This window comes from Streptomyces millisiae, assembly GCF_031845425.1.
GTDB lineage: Bacteria > Actinomycetota > Actinomycetes > Streptomycetales > Streptomycetaceae > Streptomyces > Streptomyces millisiae.
Map to the genome: position 1 here is coordinate 161919 of NZ_JAVREM010000005.1, position 21011 is coordinate 182929.

Here is a 21011-nt window from a genome sequence, read left to right on the forward strand (position 1 = left end):
CGTCGGTGGTACGGGTCGTGGGATCGGGAGAGTCGGGGGAGTTCAGAGGTGCAGCGCGGCGGTGACGGCGAGGCCGCCGAGGGCGACGCACCACACGTAGGGCAGCGTCCTGACCATCACCTGCTGGGGGCTGACGCCCGAGTACTGGGCGCTCCACACCGTCTGGGTGCTGGTGGGGTCGGCGACGCCGAACACCTGGTTGTAGGAGGCGGTCAGGCCGAGCACCGCCACGGCCGGGTAGATCCCCGCCGCGATCAGCACGCCGGCGATGCCGGCGCCGAGCCCGTAGACGTTCAACGGGCCCCGGTACAGGCACAGCGGCACCAGCGCGGTGAAGACCAGCACGAACAGCACGGGGTTTTGCGGGCTGACGGCCTCGACCAGCGGTTCGAGCGCGGTGACGGCGTCCGGCAGCTGCACCGCCGCCAGCAGCACGCCGATCGCCACGAACAGCGCGATGGGCGCGGCCGCCACCTCGAAGCCGGCGTACAGGGTGCGCAGCAGGCGGGTGTTCATGTCGCGTGGGCGGGTCGTGGTGACCAGCGCGAAGAGCACGCCGGCCAGCAGCGAGGGGATGATCGCCACGTCGAGGACCAGGGCGAGCACCAGCGGGACCGCCGGGGTGAACAGCGCGTACCAGGGCGCGTCCCCGAGTCGTTCGCGCCGTGAGGGGCGCCGGTCGGGGCGCGCGTCGAACGACCGCAGCGACCAGGTGTGTTCCACGCCCCGCCGCCGGGTCTCCACCAGCACGAACAGCACGGCGAAGAAGGCGGCGAACGGGAACAGCCGCATCATGAAGCCCCGCACGGTGTCCACCGGCAGGTCGAGGGCGGTCGAGAAGAACTGCCAGACCGGCAGCTCGAACGGCATGCCGGCGGCGATCCCCATGAGGATGGTCCCGGCGGCGGTCACCTTGGGCACGCCCACCGCGATCATCGCGGGGATCCCGATGATGCCGGCGAGCATCGCGGCGGGCGCGGAGCCGGTGACGGTGCCGACCAGCGCCGAGATGCCGAGGACGCCGAGCGCGACCACGGTGGGCCGGTCCCCGCCGAACTCCACGATCTTGCGGACCAGGGTGCCCGCGATGCCGGTCTCGTCGAGCAGCTTGCCGAGCCAGGAGCCGAGCAGGATGGCGATCATGGTGGCCGCCAGCCTGGCCGAGCCCTCCTGGAGGACGGTGTCGAAGACGCTGGCCTCGCCGGTCAGCGGCGCCCCCACCACCAGGGCGACGGCGACGCCGAGCAGGACCAGGGCGAACGCCGTGGGCAGCTTGCGGGTCAGCATCAGCACGACGCCGGCCAGCATGATCAGCAGAATGACGATTCCCACGGTTCCTCAGTCCTCTCGCAGGGCGGCGACGGCACGGGCCAGCGCGGCGGTCAGCAGCAGCGGGCCGCGGCCGAGGCCGAGCGTGGCCCCGGCGTAGGCGTGCGCGGCGAGCTCGTCGGCGCCCGCCACATGGCCGAGCCGCCGCCACCGGCCGAGGAGCGGCAGCTGGTGGTCGAGCGCGACCCGCAGGCGCCGCTTCACGGCGGGCTCGTGCAGCCGGTGGTGGCCCGCCTCGTGGGCGACGGCGGCGGCGCGGACGGCCCCCTCGGGGTACCGGGCGCGCCAGCCGAGGAGTTCGATCAGCTCCTCGGCCAACGCCACGGTGTCGGTGAACAGTTCGACGGTCGGCTCGGGCCGGGAGCGGTAGCGGGCCAGCAGCGGCGGGTCGCCATCCAGGCCGCCGGGGCGCTCCACCACCCGGGGCTGCCCGGCGTCCGCCGGCTCGGCGGCCAGGGCGGCGCCGAACCGGGCGGCCGCGACCGCCCAGCGGCGCAGGGTCTCCTCGGCGCGGCCCTCGTGGGTCGGGGTGCCGGCCAGCAGGGCCACGGCGAACGCGGTGTCGTCCCGGTCGGCCAGCGCGGCGCAGTCGGCGCGCAGCCGCTCCAGGCGGGCGGGGCCCAGGCGTTCGGCGAGCGGGCGAGTCGGGGCGGGGGCGGGAACGAGCGGGGTCACGACCGCACCTCGAGCACCGCGACGACCGGCTCGTCCCCGGTGCGGGAGCGCAGCTCGCCGCGGGCCAGGGCCAGCAGCGGCTCGGCGTCCAGCACGCCGGACAGGTCGGCTATTCGGGTACCGAGCAGCAGGCGCACCGCCGGGGCGCGCACGCCGCCGTCCCCGTAGGAGGTGGTCTCGCGCACCAGGTCGGCCAGCACACCTGGCGCCTCGGCCACGGTGGTGGTGGCCACCCGGGCATCGGCCGCGTGCAGCCGCACCACGCCGTCGGCGTCGAGCACCCGCACCGGGTGCAACGCCCGCCGCAGCCGCCGCCTTCGCACCGCCCCGTAGACGGTGTGGGAGGGGGTGCCGGCCAGCACCTCCACCCGCTCGGGCGGCACCCTGAGGCTGGCCGCGGCGGCGCGGAGCCGTTCGGCGTCGTCCGCGCGGTGGGCGCGGTCCTGGGTGCGGAGCTCGGTGGCGCCGGTGGCGATGGCCCGCACCGTGCTGGTCTGCGGGTCGACGGTGACCTCCACCTCGACCGCTTCGGGGCTCGCGCCCTGCGCGACCACGGCCCGCTCGGCCTCGTTGCGCACCCCCAGGATCTGCTCCTGGGTGGCCCCTGGCACGATCCGCTCGATCTGCTCGCGGACCAGCGCCAGCGCCACGCCCACCGGGCTGATCACCTCGTTGTGCGCGGCGATCTTCCCGGGCAGCCCGGTGAGCGCGGCCAGGTGCGGGGTGACGGCGGCGGCGCCGCCCCCGCCGCCGACCAGCACCACGGCTTCCTCGTCGAGCCGGTAGTCGCGGACCATCCGGTCCACGACCTCCCTGACCCGGGCGGCGCCCGCGTCCAGCACGGCCTTCGCCGCGCCCGGCACGTCCGTGCCCAGCGCCCGGGCCAGCGGGGCGAGCGCCGCCGCCGCGACGGCCGGGTCGGACCGCGCGAAGTCGCCCTCCGGGACCCGGCCCAGCGCGTTGGCCGCGCAGGTCATGGTCAGCGCGAACCGCCCGCCGGCCGCGTCGATCACCGCGTGGTCGTCGGGGTCGCCCGGCATGGGCCGGATCAGCGTGAGCGTGGCGTCCCGAAGGTCCTCGGGGGCCGCGAAGCAGGCGTAGGGCAGCCCGGCGATGTGGGCGCTGCGCGGCCCGGCCGCGACCACCGCCCCGCCGCCGACCCGCACCATCGAGCCGCCGCCGACGCCGACCGTCCGCACGTCCAGCGCGGGCAGGTAGGAGCTCCGGCCGAGGATCTCGGCGTGCCGCACCGCGACCCTGCCCCGGTGGATGACGCTGATGTCGGTGGAGGTGCCGCCGGTCTCCAGGAAGACGCCCTCGCTGACCCGTTCCCGCATCAGCGCCCCCGCCACCCCGGCGGCAGGCCCGGACAGGATGGTGAGCAGCGGGCGGCGGCGCATCTCGTCCAGCGACATCACGCCGCCGTCGCAGCGCATCACCATCAGCGGGGCCCGCACGCCGGCCTTCACCACGGAGGTGTCCACCAGGTCGGCGGTGGCCAGCATCCGGGGCAGGATCGCGGCGTTGACGACGGCCGTGCGGGTGCGCTTGCCGAGGCCGTAGAGGGAGGTGATCTCGTGCGCCGTGGTCACCGGCAACCCCGCGGCCCGCGCCTCGGCGGCCACCGCCTCCTCGCCCTCCGGCGCGTCCACGCTGAACGGCTCGGTGGCGACGACGACCTCGGCGCCGGCCTCGGTGACCCGCGCCACCGCCTCCCGCACGGCGGCCGGGTCGCCCGGGTCGGCGAGGTGGGCGTAGCGCAGCGGCAGCCGGCGTCCTGGCGCCAACTCCAGCCTGCCGAGCGCGGCGAGGCGGCGGGTCAGGAACCCGGCGGGCCCCTTCCCGATGCCGACCAGCCCCACGGGGGCGACGTCCCCCTCCAGCAGGGCGTTGGTAGCCTGAGTCGTGCCGTGCGCCAGGAACGTCACGTCCTCGGGGGCGCGGCCGATCTCGGTGAGCAGCCGGTCGAGCGCCTCCACGATGCCATGCGCGACGCCGTCGCGATGGTGGTGGCTGGTCGGGACCTTCACCTGGCCGATCAGCTCCAGCGAGGTGGCGTCGACCGCCACCGCGTCCGTGAAGGTTCCGCCCACGTCGATGCCGACGCGCAGGCGGTGAGTGGTCCGTTGAGCGGTCATGTTCGAGGGACACCTCCTTGTGTGCCATGTCGGAAGTGGGCGGTGCCGGGCGGGACAGGTGGAGCTGTCCCGCCCGGGTCCACCGGCCACGGGGGCGGGCCGCCGGGGCCCGGGGCGTTCAGTAGCCGCGCACGTCGGGCCAGTGGCGTTCGACGCCGGCGCGGTCGAGGACCCGGGCGAAGTCGGCGAACCGCTGTTCCTCCTCTCGCACCTGGTGCGGCGTCACCTTGGCGTCCAGGCAGTGGGCGGCCAGCGCGCCGGCCACCTCGCCGACGTTCCACTCCACGGGGTGGAGCCGGTAGCAGCCGTTGGTGATGTGGGTGGTGCCGATGTTCTTGCCGGCCGGCAGCAGGTTGCCGACCCGGCGCGGCAGCAGCGCGCCGAGCGGGATCTCGAACGGCACGGAGCCGATGTCGATGTAGTCGTCGCCCCCGGTCGAGGGGTGCAGGTCGATGCGGTAGCCGCCGACGCCCACCGAGTCGCGGTGCCGGGTGCCGCCGTAGGGGCCGACCAGGTCGATCGCCACGTCGTGCTCGGTGACGGTGGTGACCGCCTTGATCCGCCGGGACTCCCGCACATAGGCCGACTTGGCCAGGCCGTCCGGGGTGCCCGTCACGTCGGGGCGGATCCGCAGCCCGGGGAAGCCGGTGCCGCCGTCGGGCCTGGGCGCCTCGGTCTGGAGCCAGTACAGCACCGAGCGGGACAGCTCGCGCGCCCCCGCCAGCGCCTCCGCCGCCACCTCCTCGCCCGCGCCGACCAGCGGCTTCAACCAGTAGTCGTTGAGCGGCCAGTTGACCAGCGTGATGTCCGAGTCGAACGCGCCGGGACGGTGCAGCCCGCGCGCCAGGATGCGCCGGAAGCCCCACAGCTCCTTGTCCCCGGCGTCCGCGCTCTGGTCGGCGGCGACGACCAGCGGATCGGACTCCGGGTTGGGCCGGAACGAGCGCTCCACCGGCTCCAGGGTGCGCGGGTCGGGGGCGGTGAAGCCCAGCAGCGGCCCCGGCCAGAACTCGGGGCGGTAGGAGCGCCAGAAGTCGTAGTCGGCGGGCCGGTCCCCCACGTGGTCCTCGCCCGCGTGGTGGGAGACGGCGAAGCAGACGGTGATGCCCTGTTGGTTGAGCGGCTGCGCCTCGTCGGGCGCGTGCGGCTCGTCGAACTCGGCCCGCGCCTCGGCGCCCAGCGCGTGTTCGACGCCGGCCAGCTCCAGCAGCTCCCCGGTCTCCGTGGCGTCCAGCACATAGGGCGCGGTCACGGTGCGGCGGACGCCGCCGCGGGTGTCGAGCAGCGTCACCGCGCGCACCGCGTCGCCCTCGGTCTCGGCGACGACCGGCCGGTGCTCGGTCAGCACCGTCAACCGCCCGGCCGCGCGGTGCGGGGCGAGCATGGCCTCCAGCACGGCCAGCGCCACCCGCGGCTCGTGGCACAGCTTGCTGACCCGCCCGGCGCCCGGGTTCAGCTCGGCGACCGCCAGGGCCTCGGAACGCAGCGGGTACCAGCGGCGGTAGTAGTCCCGGATGTGGCCGCGCAACGCCCGGTAGCTCGCGGTGGCGCCGAACTGCTCGATCCACGGGTGCTCGTCGGGCGGCACGGCCTGCGCCGTCAGCTGGCCGCCGACCCAGTCGGTCTCCTCGGTCAGGACGGCGCGCCGCCCGGCCCGGCAGACGGCGAGCGCCGCGGCGACCCCGCCCAGGCCGCCGCCCACGATGAGGACGTCGGTCTCGGCGGGTGGGCTGGTCGGTTCCGGCATGGCAGCTTCTCCTCGTTCGGTGCTCGGTGGGTGCGGTGCGGCGGTCAGGGCGACGCCGGTCGGGCCGGCGGCGCCACGGTCGCGCCGGGGCGGAAGCGGCAGGTCACCAGGGCCGCCGACGTCCGCTCCCCGCCGGCGAGCAGGTCGGTGAGCAGGCGGACGGCGGCGGCCCCGAGATCCGCCCTGGGAATGTCGAAGCCGGTGGGCTCCGGCTCCCCCGCCAGGTCGGCGGGCGGGGAGCCGAGCAGCGCCAGCGACACCTCGTCCGGCACCCGCAGCCCGGCCCGGGCCACGGCCGTGGTCAGCGCCCGCCAGGCGTCGCCGGTGTCGGTCTCCTCGGCGACGAACGCGGTGACCCCCTCGGCGTACCTGGCCCGCAGCCACGCGGCGTCGAGCTCCGCGGCGGGCCGCGCGGTGCGCACCACCGTGCCCCGGGACGCGGGCAGTCCGGCGGCGGCAAGACCGGCGAGGAAGCCCCGCTCCCGGTCGGCCGAGGCGGGCGCGTCGTCGTCCTCCCGGACCAGCAGCATCCGCCGGTGCCCGAGGCCGGCCAGGTACCCGACGACCTCGGCGCTGGCGGTCGCGTAGTCCGCGCCGACCCAGGCCAGGCCCTCGGGCTCGTCCCGGCGGCCGAGGTGGACCAGCGGGAAGCCGTCCGCCACCAGCCGCCGCAGCGGCTCGGCCGGCACCTGCCGCCCCAGGAGCAGGCAGCCGTCCGCGAGCCGCACCCGGTCGAGCGCCCCCGGCGCGCCGGCCCCGGCGCCGCCGCTGCTCGACCCGGTGAACAGCACCAGGTCGTAGCCGCGGGCGGCGGCCTCCTGCTCGATGCCGACCAGGAAGCGGTAGTAGGAGTGCTCGACCGCGGTGGGGAAGGTGGCGGTGAAGCTGAACACGCCCAGCAGGTTGTTCCGCGCCGCCGCCAGCCGCCGCGCCGCGGGGTCCGGGACGTAGCCGAGCGTCCGGGCCGCCTCGAGCACCCGCTCGCGGGTGGCCTCCTGGATGACGATGCCCTGCTTGTTGCCGCCCAGGACCAGCGACACGGTCGTCTGCGACACGCCCGCGAGCCGCGCCACCTCGGCCTGCCGAGGCCGCCCGCGCCGCGCCGCGCGGGGCTTCCTTTCGGTCACTTCTCCACCTTCCGACTAATGCGCATTAGCTGGCGGCGGCGAGCAACCACACCCAGGACTAATGCGGATTAGCCGCTACTGTGGCGCCCCACCCCGACCCCCGTCAAGACCCGTGCCCGGCGGGATCCTCCCGTCCGGATCCCCCCGCCCGTCAGGCCCGCCCGGCCCGGGGGACCCGCATCAGGCCCTCCTGCATCACCGTGACCGCCAGGCGTCCGTCCCTGGTGAAGATCCGGCCATGGGCCAGCCCGCGGCCGCCCTGGGAGGACGGCGAGTCCGTGTCGTACAGCAGCCACTCGTCGGCGCGGAACGGCCGGTGGAACCACATGGCGTGGTCCAGGCTGGCGCCCACGATGTCGCCCACCGTCCAGCCGCCCCTGCCGTGGGCGAGCAGCACCGAGTCGAGCAGCGTCATGTCGGAGACGTAGGTGCCGAGGCACAGGTGCGCCACGGGCGTGTCCCGGTCGCCGTCGAGCTTGCCGTTGACCCGGAACCACACCTGGGAGCGCGGCTCGCGCGGCCGCCCGGCGGTGGCGAACGGCGGCTCGTCGACGTACCGCAGGTCGATGGCGCGCCGGGCCTCGAGCAGCAGGTCGACCACGGCGGGGTCGAGGAACCGGTGGGCGTGGCGCGGCAGCAGCTCGTCGGCGGTGGGCAGGGTCTCGGGGTCGGGGGCCGACGGCATCGGCTCCTGGTGTTCCAGGCCCTCCTCGGCGGGCTGGAAGGAGGCCGAGAGGTGGAAGATCGGCTGGCCGTGCTGGACGGCGACCACCCGGCGGGTGGTGAAGGAACGGCCGTCCCTGATCCGGTCGACCGTGTAGACGATGGGCGCTCCCGGGTCGCCGGGGCGCAGGAAGTAGGAGTGCAGCGAGTGCGGCAGCCGCTCCTCCGGCACGGTCCGGCAGGCGGCGACCAGGGCCTGGGCGGCGACCTGGCCGCCGAAGACCCGGGGGACCACCCAGTCGTGGCTGGCGCCGCGGAATATGTCCTGTTCGATCGGCTCCAGATCGAGCAGTCCCAGAAGGTACTGGAGAGTAGCGTCCATGTGCCGATTCTCCCCCGCGGCCCGGAACGCGCAGCACGGAGGCCCGGATCCGATGGATCCGGGCCTCCGTGTTCAGTAGCGGGGACAGGATTTGAACCTGCGACCTCTGGGTTATGAGCCCAGCGAGCTACCGAGCTGCTCCACCCCGCGTCGTGTTCTCCACCTTAGTCGGCGCCCGACGCTTCCCGCAAATCGCCGGCCCCGCACTCGGGGCAGCGCCCGTAGTAGGTGACCGTGACGTCCGAGACGACGAAGCCGAACCGCTCGTCCTCCGGCAGCGCCCGCAGCGGGTCGCCGGCGAGCCGCACGTCCCGCATCGCGCCGCAGCCGGAGCAGACCAGGTGCTGGTGCGGCTGGTGCGCGTTGGGGTCGTACCGCTTGGCGCGCCCGTCCGTGGTGACCTCGATCACCTCGCCGAGCGCGACCAGCTCGCCGAGCGTGTTGTAGACGGAGGCGCGCGAGATCTCCGGCAGGCGCGCGACGGCCCTGGCGTGCACCTCGTCGGCCGTGAAGTGCACGTGCTCGCCGTCCAGCACCTCGGCGATGACCCGGCGCTGGGCCGTGAGCCGCCACCCGCGCTCGCGGAGTCTCCGCAGGAGATCACTCATGGCACCACCCTAACTGGCGGCCCGCCACCTCGGACGGGATATGAGGTAGGTCGTCATCTTGACTTGGACAAAGTCCAATATAGGATCGGTTCTGTCAACGGCCAAGGGGGGCCGCACGGCAGAACGACATCCCGGCAGTACCCGACAAGCACCCGAAGGGCGTGACAGGCAGATGACCGACCAGATCGCAGCCGGACCGCTGACCACCGAGGCCGGTGCCCCGGTGGCGGACAACCAGAACAGCCAGTCCGCCGGTCCCGGCGGCCCTGGTCTCATCCAGGACCAGCTCCTGATCGAGAAGCTCGCGCACTTCAACCGCGAGCGGATCCCGGAGCGCGTCGTGCACGCCCGCGGCGCCGGCGCCTACGGCACCTTCACGGTCACCGCCGACGTGACCCCGTACACCAGGGCCCGGTTCCTCTCCGAGATCGGCAAGCAGACCGAGGTCTTCCTGCGCTTCTCCACCGTCGCCGGCAGCCTGGGCTCGGCCGACGCCGTGCGCGACCCGCGCGGCTTCGCGCTGAAGTTCTACACCGAGGAGGGCAACTACGACCTCGTCGGCAACAACACCCCGGTCTTCTTCATCAGGGACGCCGTCAAGTTCCCCGACTTCATCCACACCCAGAAGCGGGACCCGTACACCGGCTCCCAGGAGGCGGACAACGTCTGGGACTTCTGGGGGCTGAGCCCCGAGTCCACCCACCAGGTGACCTGGCTCTTCGGCGACCGCGGCATCCCCGCCAGCTACCGCCACATGGACGGCTTCGGCTCCCACACCTTCCAGTGGAGCAACGAGGCGGGCGAGGTCTTCTGGGTGAAGTACCACTTCAAGACCGACCAGGGCATCAGGAACCTGACCTCCGAGGAGGCCGCGGCGCTGGCCGGCCAGGACCCGGACAGCCACCAGCGCGACCTGCGCGTCGCCATCGAGAACGGCGACTTCCCCAGCTGGACCGTCCAGGTGCAGATCATGCCGGCCGCGGACGCCGCCACCTACCGGTTCAACCCGTTCGACCTGACCAAGGTCTGGCCGCACGCCGACTACCCGCCGATCGAGATCGGGAAGCTGGAGCTCAACCGCAACCCGGAGAACATCTTCGCCGAGGTCGAGCAGTCGATCTTCTCCCCGCACCACTTCGTGCCAGGCATCGGCCCCTCGCCCGACAAGATGCTCCAGGGCCGGCTCTTCGCGTACGGCGACGCCCACCGCTACCGCGTCGGCGTCAACGCCGACCACCTGCCGGTCAACCGCCCGCACGCCACCGAGGCCCGCACCCACAGCCGGGACGGCTTCGCGTACGACGGCCGGCACGGCGGCGCCAAGAACTACGAGCCCAACAGCTTCGGCGGCCCGGCCCAGACCGGCCGCCCGCTGTGGGAGCCGGTGCCCGTCGCCGGCGTCACCGGTGACCACCCGACCCCGGTCCACGCCGAGGACGACGACTTCGTCCAGGCCGGCAACCTCTACCGGCTGATGTCGGAGGAGGAGCGGGAGCGGCTGGTCGCCAACCTGGCGGGCTTCATCGCCCAGGTCTCCCGCGACGACATCGTGGAGCGGGCGATCGAGAACTTCCGCAAGGCGGACGAGGACTACGGCAAGCGGCTCCAGGCCGCGGTCCAGGCCCTCCGCGGCCGGTGACGGTGCCCTTGCCGTAACCACCCGGGCCGGTGCCGCGCTCGGCGCGCCACCGGCCCGGGCCGCGCACGCGAACCGTCAGTCGCCGAGCCGCCGCAGCAGCTCCTCGTGGAGCAGGCCGTTGGAGGCCACCGCGTTGCCGCTGTGCGGCCCTTCGCGGCCGTCAAGGCCGGTGAAGCGGCCGCCGGCCTCCTTCACCACGATCGCCGGCGCCGCCATGTCCCACAGCGAGAGCTCGGGCTCGGCGCACATGTCGACGGCGCCCTCGGCCACCATCATGTAGGACCAGAAGTCGCCGAAGGCCCGGGTGCGCCAGCAGTCCCGGCCCAGCTGGAGGAACGCGTCGAGCCGGCCGAGCTTCTCCCAGCCGCCGAGCGAGGAGTAGGAGAACGAGGCGTCGGCCAGCTCCGACACCGCCGACACCCGCAGCCGGCTCGCCGACGTCAGGCTGCGCCCGGTGTAGGCGCCGGCCCCCTCGGCGGCCCACCAGCGGCGGCCGATCGCGGGCGCCGAGACCACCCCGACCACCGGCCGGTCCCCGCCCTCGCCGCGCTCCAGCAGCGCGATCAGCGTGGCCCACACCGGGACGCCCCGCACGTAGTTCTTGGTGCCGTCGATCGGGTCGACGATCCAGCGCCGCGGGCCGTGCCCCTCGCTGCCGAACTCCTCGCCGAGCACCGCGTCCCGCGGCCTGGCCCGCTGGAGGGCCGACCTGATCAGCTCCTCGGCGGCCGTGTCGGCCTCGCTGACCGGCGTCATGTCCGGCTTGGTGTCGACCTTCAGGTCGAGCGCCTTGAACCGCTCCATCGTCGCGGCGTCGGCGGCGTCGGCCAGCACATGGGCGAGACGCAGATCATCGTGGTAGTCCGGCATGCCCCCAGTATCCGGCACGGCCCGCCGGGCCCCGCGAACCACCTTGACAGCCCGTGACACCGCGTCAATCCTGTGCCGCACCGGGGCGTCGCGGCCCCGGGCAGGCGAGGAGGCGACGATGCCCACCGCGCGTGAGTCACTGCTCGACGCGGCCGCTGCCGCCGTGGAGTCGCGCCCCTGGCGGCGCGTCCGGATGGTGGAGGTGGCCACGGCGGCCGGCGTCTCGCGGCAGACCCTCTACAACGAGTTCGGGGGCAAGGAGGGGCTCGGCGCCGCCCTCACGGCCCACCGCACCGCCCTGCTCCTCGACGGCTTCGCCGCCCAACTCGCCCGCCGCCGCTCGCTGGACGGCGCCGCCGACTGGATCCTGGCGACGGCCCGCGCCGACCGCGTGGTGCGGGCGGCCCTCACCGGCTGCGAGTGCGCTGGCGCGCCGCCGACCGGCGCGCCACCGGCGCGACTGATCGCCGAGTTACGCGACCGCGCCGTCCGCGCCCTGCCGCACGCCTCCCCGACCGACTGCGAATCCGCCATCCGCCTGGCCGTCTCCCACCTGATCGCCCCCTGACCGGCAGGCGCCCCGGCCAAGGCCGCCTAGTCCGTACGTTCCCGCGAGGCCAGGAGCCGCCGTAGCGAGGCGAGCCTGGCCGGCTCCGCGTGGCCCTCGGCCACCCACGCGTCGAGGGCGCAGTCCGGCTCGTCGTGCGAGCAGGCGCGCGGGCACTCCGCCGTGCCGGGCTCCAGGTCGGGGAAGGCGTGGATCACCCGGGACGGCCGCACGTGGTGCAGCCCGAACGACCGCACCCCGGGCGTGTCGATGACCCAGCCCGGCGCGCCGGGCAGCGGCAGCGCGAGCGCCGAGACGGTGGTGTGCCGGCCGCGCCCGGTGACCACGTTGACCTCGCCTGTGGCCCGCCGCCGGTCCGGGACCAGCGCGTTGACCAGCGTCGTCTTGCCCACCCCGCTGTGCCCGACGAAGGCCGTGACCCGGTCGACCAGCAGCTCGCGCACCCGCGCCACGGCCGCCGGGTCGCCGCCGAACTCCTCGGCGGTGGTGACCACATGGCGGACGCCGAGCGGCGCGTACGTCTCCAACAGCGGCTCGGCCGGGGCCAGGTCGGCCTTGGTCAGGATCAGCAGCGGGTCGAGCCCGGCGTCGTAGGCGGCCACCAGGCAGCGGTCGATCAGCCGGGGCCGCGGCTCGGGGTCGGCGAGCGCCGTGACGATCGCCAGCTGGTCCGCGTTGGCCACCACCACCCGCTCGAACGGGTCGTCGTCGTCCGCCGTCCGCCGCAGCGTCGAGGAGCGGTCCTCGATCCTGACGATCCTGGCCAGGGTGTCCCTGCCCCCTGACAGGTCGCCCACCACGGCCACCCGGTCGCCCACGACCACGCTCTTGCGGCCCAGCTCCCTGGCCTTCATCGCCGTGATCACGCGGTCCTCGACGAGACACGTGAACCGGCCGCGGTCCACCGTGACCACGAAGCCCTCGGCGGCGTCCTCGTGCTTGGGACGCCGGTGGGTGCGCGGCCGGGTACCCCGCCGGCTGGGGCGGACGCGGACGTCGTCCTCGTCGGTGTGCTTGCCGTACCGGCGCATGGCGGGCGCGGCTCTCAGGCTCTCGGGCCCGACGCCGCCAACATGCCGTGCCACAGGTCGGGGAAGTCCGGCATGGTCTTGCCGGTGGTGGCGATGTTCTCCACCTCCACGTCCTTGACCAGCAGGCCGAGCAGCGCGCCCGCCGTGGCCAGCCGGTGGTCGTCGTAGGTGTGGAAGACGCCGCCGTGCAGCGGCCGGGGGCGGATCCGCAGCCCGTCGGCGGTCTCGGTGACGTCGCCGCCGAGCGAGTTGATCTCCTTGGTGAGCGCGGCGAGCCGGTCGGTCTCGTGCAGCCGCAGGTGCGCGACGCCGCGCAGCACCGACTCGCTGTCGGCCAGCGCGGCCACCGCCGCGATGCCCGGGGTCAGCTCGCCGACCTCGCTCAGGTCGGCGTCGATGCCCCGCACCCGGCCGGTGCCGGTGAGGGTCAGGCCACGGTCGTCGAGCACGCAGGAGCCGCCCATCTCCGTGAAGATGCGGCGCAGCGCGTCGCCCGGCTGCGTGGTGGCGCGCGGCCAGTCGGGGATGGTGACGCGGCCGCCGGTGACCAGGGCGGCGGCCAGGAACGGCTGGGCGTTGGACAGGTCGGGCTCGACGACGAGGTCGCCGCCCAGCAGCGCGCCGGGCCTGACCCGCCACACGTTGGGCTCGCCGCCGGAGTCGGGCGAGTCGACCTGGGCGCCGGCCTTGCGCAGCATGTCGACGGACATCCGGATGTGCGGCATGGACGGCAGCGTGGCGCCGACGTGACGCACCTCGACGCCGTGGTTGAAGCGCGGCGCGGAGAGCAGCAGCGCGCTGATGAACTGCGAGGAGGACGACGCGTCGACCTCCACGTATCCGCCCTCGACCGAGCCCGTGCCGTGCAGGGTCAGCGGCAGCGCGCCCCGCCCGCCGTCCTCGACGCGCACGCCGAGGGCGCGCAGGGCGGCGATGAGCCCGTGCAGCGGGCGCTCGTGGGACCGCTTGTCGCCGTCGAAGCCGACCGGGCCCTCGGCGAGCGCGGCGAAGGGCGGCAGGAAGCGCATCACCGTGCCGGCGTTGCCGACGTCGACGGCGGCCGGCGCCTGCGGGGTGGTCGGGATGATCCGCCAGGACTCGCCGCGGCCGAGCGGCAGCCCGGAGACCGGGGAGTCCGAGGAGACGGTCTCCTCGATGCCGATGCCCAGCGCCCGGAGCCCGTCCGCCATCAGCAGGGTGTCCCGGGAGCGCAACGGGCGCCGCAGCCAGCCGGGGTCGGCGGCCAGGGCGGCGAGGATCAGCGCCCGGTTGGTGACCGACTTGGATCCGGGGACGGTGACGGTGGCGTCGATGGCGCCATCGGCGAGCGGCGCGGGCCAGAGGGCGAGGCTTTCGCTGTTGTCGGTCATGCCTCTCACTTTAGTCGCGCGGGGCCCACCGTCAGAGGTCGAGCAGCCACCGTCCGCCGCCGGTGAGCGAGGTGAGCGACACGGCGTGGAAGAGGATCAGCCACATCAGCGGGGGGACGCTGGTGAGCCTGGCGAGCTGGTCGGCGTCGGAGTCCCGCGCGGCACCCCGCCGGCGCTTGGCCTGCAGTTCGAACACCGGGCGCACGCCCCCGAGGAGCAGGAACCACACCACGACATAGGCGAAGGCGGCCTGCACGTCGGGCTCGGTGAGCCAGGACACCAGCAGGAAGGCGGCCGAGGTGAGGACCACGGTGAGCGCGCCGTAAGCGTTGCGGACCATGACCAGCAACGCGAGCAGCAGGGCGGTGGCGCCCCAGAGCAGCAGGGTGATGCGGCCGGCGGACAGCAGGGCGGCGCCGGCGAGGCCGAGCAGCGAGGGGGCGGTGTAGCCGGCTGCCGCGGTGAGGATCATGCCGACGCCGGTGGGCTTGCCCCGGGAGACGGTCAGGCCCGAGGTGTCGGAGTGCAGGCGTATGCCCTCCAGCTTGCGGCCGGTCAGCAGGGCCACCAGCCCGTGGCCGCCCTCGTGGGCGATGGTGATGGTGTTCCGCGCCACCCGCCACACCCCGTACGGCGCGACCGCCGCGAGGGCGACGACGGCCGCGCCGACTATCAGCCAGAGCTCGGGCGCTGGCTGGGTGCCGGTCACGCGGTCCCACAGCTCGTCGATGTCAGCGATGTCCATGATCCCCCGGGGGTCGGGCTGCTCGGCCGGCCTCCGATCCTATGGGGACACCGGGACCGCCGGGACGCTCAGGGCGCGGACCGCTGCGCCGGCACCCGGGGCGGCTCCGCCGCGGGGTCCACCGGGGGAACGGCGCCGGGGTCGTCGTCCGGCCGGCCGCGCTGCGCCTCGGCGCCGTCGGCGCCGTGCTGACCGTCCCCGCCGTGCCCCGGCGGACCGGCCGGCGGGCCCGGCTCCTCCTGGCCCCTCCCCCGCTCCTGTCCCAGACCCAGGCCCTGGCCGCGGTCCTGTCCCAGCCCCTGGCCCTGCCCCAGACCCAGGCCCTGGCCGCCGGCCGCGGGACTCGCCGGCGTCACGGGGGTCGCGGGCGTCACGGGCGTCGCGGAGGTCTCCGGCATCGCGGAGGTCTCCGGCGTCGCCGAGGTGACGGGCGTGGCCGGCGTGGCCGCCGTCTCCGGCAGGAGCCCGTCCCGCCCCGCGGCGACCGCCCCGTCCGAGTCCCTGCCGAGTGCCTGCCCGTTCCCCGGGCCAGGCTCGGGGCCGTCCGTCCTCGCCTCCTCCGACTCCTCCGACGGCCGCCCCGGCGCGGACGGCACGGGAGCCGACGTGTCGCCGGACGGCTCGGGCAGGTGCGGGGCGGCCACGACCGGCCAGCCGCCCACCGGCGACCCGCCGGGATCCACCTCAGCCGTCGCGGCCGGCGGTCCCTGCTGGCCGGGCCCCGGCACCGGCCCCGGCATCGGCAGCGGGGTCACCGCCATCGCCCCGGTGGCCAGCGCGAACGTCGCGGTGACCGCCGCCTTGCCGAACACCCCGCCGGCGCCGACCGCGCCGACCGGGCTCAGCTCCGCGGCGATGCCCGCGGAACCGCCGGCGATCCTGGTCGCCGCGAAGAAGGCGACCAGCCCCGTGGGCACCAGACCGCGCAGCGTCGAGTTGAGGTCCACCAGCTCCAGATAGGCCGACCGGCAGCGCGCGCAGCCGTCCAGGTGCCGGCGCAGCTCGCGGAAGCCCCGCCGCCGCGAACTGCGCCGCGCGTAGGCGCCGAGCCGGCCCGCGTACTCCCGGCACTCCTCCTGCCTCGTCAGCGAGGAGGACACGTGCGCCTGGAGGTAGGCGGTCCGCAGCCCCTCCCGGGCCCGGAACGCCAGCACCGCCGTCGCGTTGGGGGTGAGCCCGAGGAGCGGCGCGACCCGGCTCACCGGCTCGTTCTCCACCGTCGTGTGCCACAGCACGGCCCGCCACCGCTCGGGCAGGCTACGGAAGGCGCGGGCGGCCATCGAGCAGTCGGCCCGGGAGAGCGCCAGCACCTCGGACGGCGCGCAGACCGCCCGGCCGGCCGGCGCCAACTGGTCGGTCTCGCCGACCGGTTGCTCCATGCGTCCCTCGGCGACCCACTGTGCGGCCACCCGCCGCAGGATGGTCAGCAGATACGCCCGCACCGCGGCGTCGGGCCCGGCGCCGCCGCGCACCAGGCGCAGCGTCCGCGCGAACACCTCGGCCGTGAGGTCCTCGACCAGGTGCGGGTCCTGGCAGCACAGCCGGGCGTAGCGCTTGACTCCCCCGACGTGCCGTCGGTACAGCTCGCCGAAGGCCGCCTCGTCCCCCCGCCTGACCCGGTCCAACAACGCCTGGTCCGGCGGCGACTCCTCCTCGGGCTCGGTCATGAGTCCCCCCGCCGACACGTGTGCGATCGGATTCCCCGGTGACGCATGGCAACAGCCAAGATCGTGCGCTCCGTTTGGTCAAGGCATCGTGCCGAGCCGTCCTACCCTCCGCCTTCACCCCAATGCCCCACATCTCCGCAACACGCGCATCGTTGCTGGAATGTGACACCAACGAGCCGAGGACCCCGATCCGATGACGATGCCTGAGCAGCGCGACGCCCCCTGGCACCCCTCCGAGGAGACCACACTCCTGGTGCCACCCGAACTCCGCTCCCCGCACCAGAACTGGGGAATCTCGGACGACACCACCCCGCTCGCGGGCATCTTCGGGCCGCCCATCCCACCCATCCACCACCCGCCGCCCAGCGCGTCCCTGCCACGCCACCGCGGCCGCCGCCGGCGCGTGCAGTGGTCGGGCCAGCCGGCGAAGGTGCGCTGGGTGCGCTGGTCGAGCCTGCTGCTGGCCGCGGCCGCCGCCGTCCTGGTGGCGATGCTGAGCGTGCTGGGCGGGCTGATCTCCTACGAGCCGCTGCGTCAGGTCGCGAGCCCGGGCTCCTCCGCCGCGCTCACCGCCTGCTGGCCGCTGCTGATCTACGGCCCCTGGCTGGTCGCCTCGCTCTCCATCCTGCGCGCCGCCCTGCACCAGCGGCACGCCCGGCACTCCTGGGCGGTCGTCGTGCTCTTCTCCGGGCTCGCCGTCGCGCTCTGCGTAGCACAGGCGCCACCCACCATGACGGACGTGGCCGTGGCAGGTCTGCCCCCCATTTCGGCGCTCGTGGCCTTCCACCAGATCGTCCGGCAGATCACTCTGATCAGTCCGCCGCGCCATGCGCTGCCCCGCCAACGGACGGTCCCCAGCCAGAGCCGAGCCGGCGCGGTGTGACGTACTTCACTCCCGCCCCGCGGGTCTCGGTGGACCGGACCAGGGCATGCGAAAGGCCCGACCGCGCATCCGCGAGTCGGGCCCTGAGGAAACTGGGGTGAGTGACGGGACTCGAACCCGCGACCACCTGGACCACAACCAGGTGCTCTACCAACTGAGCTACACCCACCGTGGGCCGCCGCAGCGACCGGTTCAAAAGCATACAGGGTCGCCGGGGGTGCCACGTGCCGCTTTCAGGAGAGCACGCGCCGGTCAGGAGACCACGTGCTGGGCGGCGATCCGGCGGGCCGCCTCGGAGTCCGGTCCCGGCTGGGGCACGAAGATGGCCTCGCGGTAGTAGCGCAGCTCGGCGATGGACTCCCTGATGTCCGCCAGGGCGCGGTGGTTGCCGGCCTTCTCGGGGCTGTTGAAGTACGCCCTGGGGTACCAGCGGCGGGCCAGCTCCTTGACCGAGGAGACGTCGATCACCCGGTAGTGCAGGTGGGACTCGAGCCGCGGCATGTCACGGGCGAGGAAGCCGCGGTCGGTGCCGATCGAGTTCCCGCAGAGGGGCGTCTTGCCGGCCTCGGGGGCGTGCTCGCGCACGTAGTCCAGGACCTGCCGCTCGGCGTCGGCCAGCGTGGTGCCCGCGGCCAGCTCGTCCAGCAGCCCCGAGGCGGTGTGCATGGTGCGCACCACCTCCGGCATCGAGGCCAGCGCCTCGGCCGGGGGGCGGATGACGATGTCCACCCCCTCGCCGAGCACGTTGAGCTCCGAGTCGGTCACCAGCGCGGCCACCTCGATGAGCGCGTCGTCGGCCAGCGAGAGCCCGGTCATCTCGCAGTCGATCCACACCAAGCGATCGTTCATGCGAACAACCTTACGTCGCTCAGCGCGACCGGCTCACTGCAACGCCCCTCCCGCGCCCCCTACGGCGTCGGGCGCCCCCGCTGGCCCGGCAGGCGGGGCGAGAAGCCGTCCCCGACCGGCTTGGCGCGGCCCGCCGTGCTGTCCTGCTGGCGCGCCCGGTACGCGGCCCGGTAGGCGGCGGGAGAGGCCCCGAGCTGCCGCCTGAAGTGGCCGCGCAGCGCCACCGGGGACCGGAAGCCGCAGCGGCCCGCGACCTCGTCCACCGAGTAGTCGGACACCTCCAGCAGCCGCTGCGCCTGGAGCACCCGCTGGGTGATCAACCACTGCAGGGGAGCGCTCCCAGTGAGAGCACGGAAACGCCGGTCGAAGGTGCGACGGCTCATGTAGGCGCGGGCCGCCAACGTCTCCACGTCGAACTGCTCGTGCAGGTGCTCGAGCGCCCAGGCCACCACCTCGGCCAGCGGGTCGGCTCCGATGTCCTCTGGTAAAGACCTGTCGAGGTGCCGGTGCTGGCCGGTCTCCACGCCGTTCCCCCGCCGGGGCGGCAGCACCAGGCGGCGGGCCAGGGCCGCCGCGGCCTCGGGGCCGTGGTCCTGGCGGACGATGTGCAGGCACAGGTCGATGCCGGCGGCCGTGCCGGCCGACGTCAGGATGTCCCCGTCGTCCACGAAGAGCTCCCTGGGGTCCACGTGGACCGACGGGTAGCGCTTGGCGAGCGTGGGGGCGTACATCCAGTGCGTGGTCGCCGGCCTGCCGTCGAGCAGGCCGGCCGCCCCGAGCGCGAAGGCGCCCGTGCACAGACCGACGATCCTCGCCCCCTCGCTGTGCGCGCGCCGCAGGGCGGCGAGCGCCGCGGCCGGCGGCGGTCCGGTGATCGACCGCCAGGCGGGCACGATCACCGTGCCGGCCCGCGCCACGGCCCCCAGTCCGTAGGGGGCGCGCAGTTCGAGGCCGCCGGTGGTGCGCAGCGGCCCCTCCTCGCCGGCGCAGGCGAGCAACCGGTATCGCGGCACCCCGGCATCCTGGCGGTCGACGCCGAAGACGGACAGCGGGATGGAGCTCTCGAACATGGGACTGCCGCTGAACAGCAACACCGCGACGACTTCGCGGCGGCGTCGGGCAGCGAGCTTGACGGCGGGCTCGGGGCCGTGCGTTGGGTCCTGGCTCATGCTCCTCAGTTCCCTCGGTCGTCGCATCCTCTCGGTCCTGCACGTTTCCCCCGACGTGATTGCCAAGATCGAATCTACTGTGTCAGGCGAGGTCGGCGGGACAAGTTCATCACTCGGCGCTAAATCGACATGACAACGTGGCGCGAAGCATTCGATCAGGAAGCGTTACACGTAGGAGCAGTTGGGGGAAGTGCGCCTTTCCCCGGTGACTTGTCACGGGTGGGGCGGACGGCCCGGCACGGCTCTCCCCGACGGTATACCCATGGGGTTGGTGTGACAGGTGGGCAACACGGTTCGCCCAAGCGGAAGTTGGCTGAAAATAAAAGTCGTCAGCAAGACAGTCGCACCAGCCGGGCGCTGGGCGCCACCTGCCGCGCAACCTTGCCCCTGGGGCGCGCGCCGGGCGCATCGTTGCAGGTAGGGCGGACATGTCAAGAAGAGAAGGCGCCGGGTGGTGCAGCCGGTCACGCTCCGGCAGCGGAGGTACCGCAATGTGTCCGAAAGCATTGCGTCCCCGGCCACCCGTAGGGCATGCTGCTCGGTCACGGTTCCGTGCCTGGTTTCAGGGGTTGTACGCACCGTCCCTGGGCACTAGGTAGCTAACGCCGTACTCTGGAGGAGGAACCTGTGACATCACGACCAACGTTCCTCCGCCTCCATCGCCGGCAAGACCCCGAGGCTTCCTCACTGACCCACCGCTGAGGCTCCGATGGCTGGATACGAGTTCCCCGAACCAGCGGATCGCAGACGCGTCGTCGATCCCTCGTCCACCACGCCCGATTCGGTGGTGGAGTCGCACACATCGCACGACCCGGCGTTCCAGCATGGTGTGGTGGTCGGCTTCGACGGCTCGACATCGAGCGAGCGCGCCCTCGCGTACGCGGTGGGCATGGCCAACAGGTCCAACTGCGGGCTGATCATCGTGCACGTCGCCAACCGGCTGCCGACCACGGTCTGGGCGGGCTGCGAGCCGCCGGCCCTGGTCGACGTCCCGGACCACCGCACGGAGGTGCTGGGTCTGGAGCTGGCCTGCTCGGACTACCTGTCCGAGGTGCCGTGGGTGCTGCTCGAGCGCGGCGGGGACATCTGCCACGAGCTTGAGGAGGTCGGCCAGGAGTACGCGGCCGACGCGATCGTGGTGGGCACGACCCACGGCCTGCTCGGCCGGATCTTCGGCTCCGTCTCCGGCCGCCTCGCCCGCCGCGCCCGGCGCCCCGTGATCGTCATCCCCTGACGGTTCCCTGGCCGGGGGCCTGGCCCTGTTACCTGCTGTCCCGGCCCACCTGCCCCCGCCCGCACACCCGGCTCGCCGCCGGTAGGCACGACGCGGACGCGCGCCGATCTACGCGGGCAACGGCCGGCGTCACCAAACGCCGCACCCGACGGCCGGCCAGGTCGGCCACCAGCCGGTCCGGCTTCCGCCGGCAGGCACGGCGCGCCGGCCTCGGCCCGCACCACCAAACACCGCACCCGACCGCCGGCCAAGCCCGCCGACAGGCGCTGCGCGCCTCGCACCGGCGACGGTCGACGCCGCCAGGCGCCGCTCCGACC

General features: G+C 74.2%; 18 protein-coding genes and 2 tRNA genes. 4 read left to right on the forward strand and 16 right to left on the reverse strand.

What is annotated here, in order from left to right; all coding sequences use genetic code 11:
• Window positions 1-42: 42 nt before the first annotated feature.
• From RNC47_RS08260 to RNC47_RS08295, 8 genes are all read right to left on the reverse strand, one after another.
• A complete protein-coding gene (locus RNC47_RS08260; RefSeq protein WP_311596923.1) occupies window positions 43-1332 on the reverse strand; it encodes a transporter in 1290 nt (429 codons plus the stop codon).
• Between the two features lie 6 nt (window positions 1333-1338).
• Window positions 1339-1953, reverse strand: coding sequence for a hypothetical protein (locus tag RNC47_RS08265; protein ID WP_311596982.1), 615 nt, complete (start codon window positions 1951-1953; stop codon window positions 1339-1341).
• 47 nt (window positions 1954-2000) lie between these two features.
• Window positions 2001-4142, reverse strand: coding sequence for a hydantoinase/oxoprolinase family protein (locus tag RNC47_RS08270; protein ID WP_311596925.1), 2142 nt, complete (start codon window positions 4140-4142; stop codon window positions 2001-2003).
• A 118-nt stretch (window positions 4143-4260) separates the two neighbouring features.
• Window positions 4261-5889: an FAD-dependent oxidoreductase gene (locus RNC47_RS08275; protein ID WP_311596927.1), complete on the reverse strand. Its 1629-nt coding sequence runs from the start codon at window positions 5887-5889 to the stop codon at window positions 4261-4263.
• 44 nt (window positions 5890-5933) lie between these two features.
• The gene (locus RNC47_RS08280) at window positions 5934-6962 is read right to left on the reverse strand and encodes a LacI family DNA-binding transcriptional regulator (protein ID WP_311596983.1); all 1029 of its coding nucleotides are present in this window, start codon (window positions 6960-6962) and stop codon (window positions 5934-5936) included.
• Window positions 6963-7167: 205 nt separating this feature from the next.
• Entirely contained in the window at window positions 7168-8061 is an 894-nt protein-coding gene (gene tesB / locus RNC47_RS08285) for an acyl-CoA thioesterase II (protein WP_311596929.1), read from the reverse strand.
• Window positions 8062-8137: 76 nt separating this feature from the next.
• A tRNA-Met gene (locus tag RNC47_RS08290) sits at window positions 8138-8211 on the reverse strand.
• A 14-nt stretch (window positions 8212-8225) separates the two neighbouring features.
• On the reverse strand, window positions 8226-8669 hold the full coding sequence (locus RNC47_RS08295; protein ID WP_311596930.1) for a Fur family transcriptional regulator: 444 nt from the start codon (window positions 8667-8669) through the stop codon (window positions 8226-8228).
• Between the two features lie 184 nt (window positions 8670-8853).
• Between RNC47_RS08295 and RNC47_RS08300 the strand changes: the two genes are divergently transcribed.
• Entirely contained in the window at window positions 8854-10308 is a 1455-nt protein-coding gene (locus RNC47_RS08300) for a catalase (RefSeq protein ID WP_311596984.1), read from the forward strand.
• A 75-nt stretch (window positions 10309-10383) separates the two neighbouring features.
• On the opposite strand, the gene hisN is transcribed toward RNC47_RS08300, so the two are convergent.
• On the reverse strand, window positions 10384-11178 hold the full coding sequence (gene hisN / locus RNC47_RS08305) for a histidinol-phosphatase (protein WP_311596931.1): 795 nt from the start codon (window positions 11176-11178) through the stop codon (window positions 10384-10386).
• A 118-nt stretch (window positions 11179-11296) separates the two neighbouring features.
• On the opposite strand from hisN, the gene RNC47_RS08310 reads away from it, so the two are divergent.
• Entirely contained in the window at window positions 11297-11746 is a 450-nt protein-coding gene (locus RNC47_RS08310) for a TetR/AcrR family transcriptional regulator (RefSeq protein ID WP_311596934.1), read from the forward strand.
• 26 nt (window positions 11747-11772) lie between these two features.
• On the opposite strand, the gene rsgA is transcribed toward RNC47_RS08310, so the two are convergent.
• The 4 genes from rsgA to RNC47_RS08330 form a co-directional block, all read right to left on the reverse strand.
• The gene (gene rsgA / locus RNC47_RS08315; protein ID WP_311596936.1) at window positions 11773-12777 is read right to left on the reverse strand and encodes a ribosome small subunit-dependent GTPase A; all 1005 of its coding nucleotides are present in this window, start codon (window positions 12775-12777) and stop codon (window positions 11773-11775) included.
• 14 nt (window positions 12778-12791) lie between these two features.
• Entirely contained in the window at window positions 12792-14147 is a 1356-nt protein-coding gene (aroA, locus tag RNC47_RS08320; RefSeq protein ID WP_311596937.1) for a 3-phosphoshikimate 1-carboxyvinyltransferase, read from the reverse strand.
• A gap of 31 nt (window positions 14148-14178) precedes the next feature.
• Complete coding sequence (locus RNC47_RS08325) at window positions 14179-14892, reverse strand: M50 family metallopeptidase (protein ID WP_311596940.1); 714 nt, start codon at window positions 14890-14892, stop codon at window positions 14179-14181.
• A gap of 68 nt (window positions 14893-14960) precedes the next feature.
• Window positions 14961-16559: a sigma factor gene (locus RNC47_RS08330; RefSeq protein WP_311596941.1), complete on the reverse strand. Its 1599-nt coding sequence runs from the start codon at window positions 16557-16559 to the stop codon at window positions 14961-14963.
• Window positions 16560-16752: 193 nt separating this feature from the next.
• Between RNC47_RS08330 and RNC47_RS08335 the strand changes: the two genes are divergently transcribed.
• The gene (locus RNC47_RS08335) at window positions 16753-17442 is read left to right on the forward strand and encodes a DUF2637 domain-containing protein (protein ID WP_311596942.1); all 690 of its coding nucleotides are present in this window, start codon (window positions 16753-16755) and stop codon (window positions 17440-17442) included.
• A gap of 93 nt (window positions 17443-17535) precedes the next feature.
• Here the strand turns inward: RNC47_RS08335 and RNC47_RS08340 are convergent.
• The 3 genes from RNC47_RS08340 to RNC47_RS08350 all read right to left on the reverse strand — a co-directional run bounded on the left by RNC47_RS08340 (window position 17536) and on the right by RNC47_RS08350 (window position 19460).
• Window positions 17536-17611 (reverse strand) — tRNA-His (locus RNC47_RS08340).
• Window positions 17612-17694: 83 nt separating this feature from the next.
• Window positions 17695-18291, reverse strand: coding sequence for an oligoribonuclease (gene orn / locus RNC47_RS08345; protein ID WP_311596944.1), 597 nt, complete (start codon window positions 18289-18291; stop codon window positions 17695-17697).
• 59 nt (window positions 18292-18350) lie between these two features.
• Complete coding sequence (locus RNC47_RS08350; RefSeq protein WP_311596947.1) at window positions 18351-19460, reverse strand: GlxA family transcriptional regulator; 1110 nt, start codon at window positions 19458-19460, stop codon at window positions 18351-18353.
• A gap of 709 nt (window positions 19461-20169) precedes the next feature.
• Here RNC47_RS08350 and RNC47_RS08355 point away from each other — a divergent pair.
• Complete coding sequence (locus RNC47_RS08355) at window positions 20170-20694, forward strand: universal stress protein (protein WP_311596949.1); 525 nt, start codon at window positions 20170-20172, stop codon at window positions 20692-20694.
• Window positions 20695-21011 lie beyond the last annotated feature (317 nt).

Coding starts and splice junctions, on each gene's coding strand:
- RNC47_RS08270 (WP_311596925.1), bottom strand. CDS start 4,142: ATGACCGCTCAACGGACCACTCACCGCCTGCGCGTCGGCATCGACGTG.
- RNC47_RS08275 (WP_311596927.1), bottom strand. CDS start 5,889: ATGCCGGAACCGACCAGCCCACCCGCCGAGACCGACGTCCTCATCGTG.
- tesB (WP_311596929.1), bottom strand. CDS start 8,061: ATGGACGCTACTCTCCAGTACCTTCTGGGACTGCTCGATCTGGAGCCG.
- RNC47_RS08295 (WP_311596930.1), bottom strand. CDS start 8,669: ATGAGTGATCTCCTGCGGAGACTCCGCGAGCGCGGGTGGCGGCTCACG.
- hisN (WP_311596931.1), bottom strand. CDS start 11,178: ATGCCGGACTACCACGATGATCTGCGTCTCGCCCATGTGCTGGCCGAC.
- RNC47_RS08310 (WP_311596934.1), top strand. CDS start 11,297: ATGCCCACCGCGCGTGAGTCACTGCTCGACGCGGCCGCTGCCGCCGTG.
- rsgA (WP_311596936.1), bottom strand. CDS start 12,777: ATGCGCCGGTACGGCAAGCACACCGACGAGGACGACGTCCGCGTCCGC.
- aroA (WP_311596937.1), bottom strand. CDS start 14,147: ATGACCGACAACAGCGAAAGCCTCGCCCTCTGGCCCGCGCCGCTCGCC.
- RNC47_RS08325 (WP_311596940.1), bottom strand. CDS start 14,892: ATGGACATCGCTGACATCGACGAGCTGTGGGACCGCGTGACCGGCACC.
- RNC47_RS08330 (WP_311596941.1), bottom strand. CDS start 16,559: ATGACCGAGCCCGAGGAGGAGTCGCCGCCGGACCAGGCGTTGTTGGAC.
- RNC47_RS08335 (WP_311596942.1), top strand. CDS start 16,753: ATGACGATGCCTGAGCAGCGCGACGCCCCCTGGCACCCCTCCGAGGAG.
- orn (WP_311596944.1), bottom strand. CDS start 18,291: ATGAACGATCGCTTGGTGTGGATCGACTGCGAGATGACCGGGCTCTCG.
- RNC47_RS08350 (WP_311596947.1), bottom strand. CDS start 19,460: ATGAGCCAGGACCCAACGCACGGCCCCGAGCCCGCCGTCAAGCTCGCT.
- RNC47_RS08355 (WP_311596949.1), top strand. CDS start 20,170: ATGGCTGGATACGAGTTCCCCGAACCAGCGGATCGCAGACGCGTCGTC.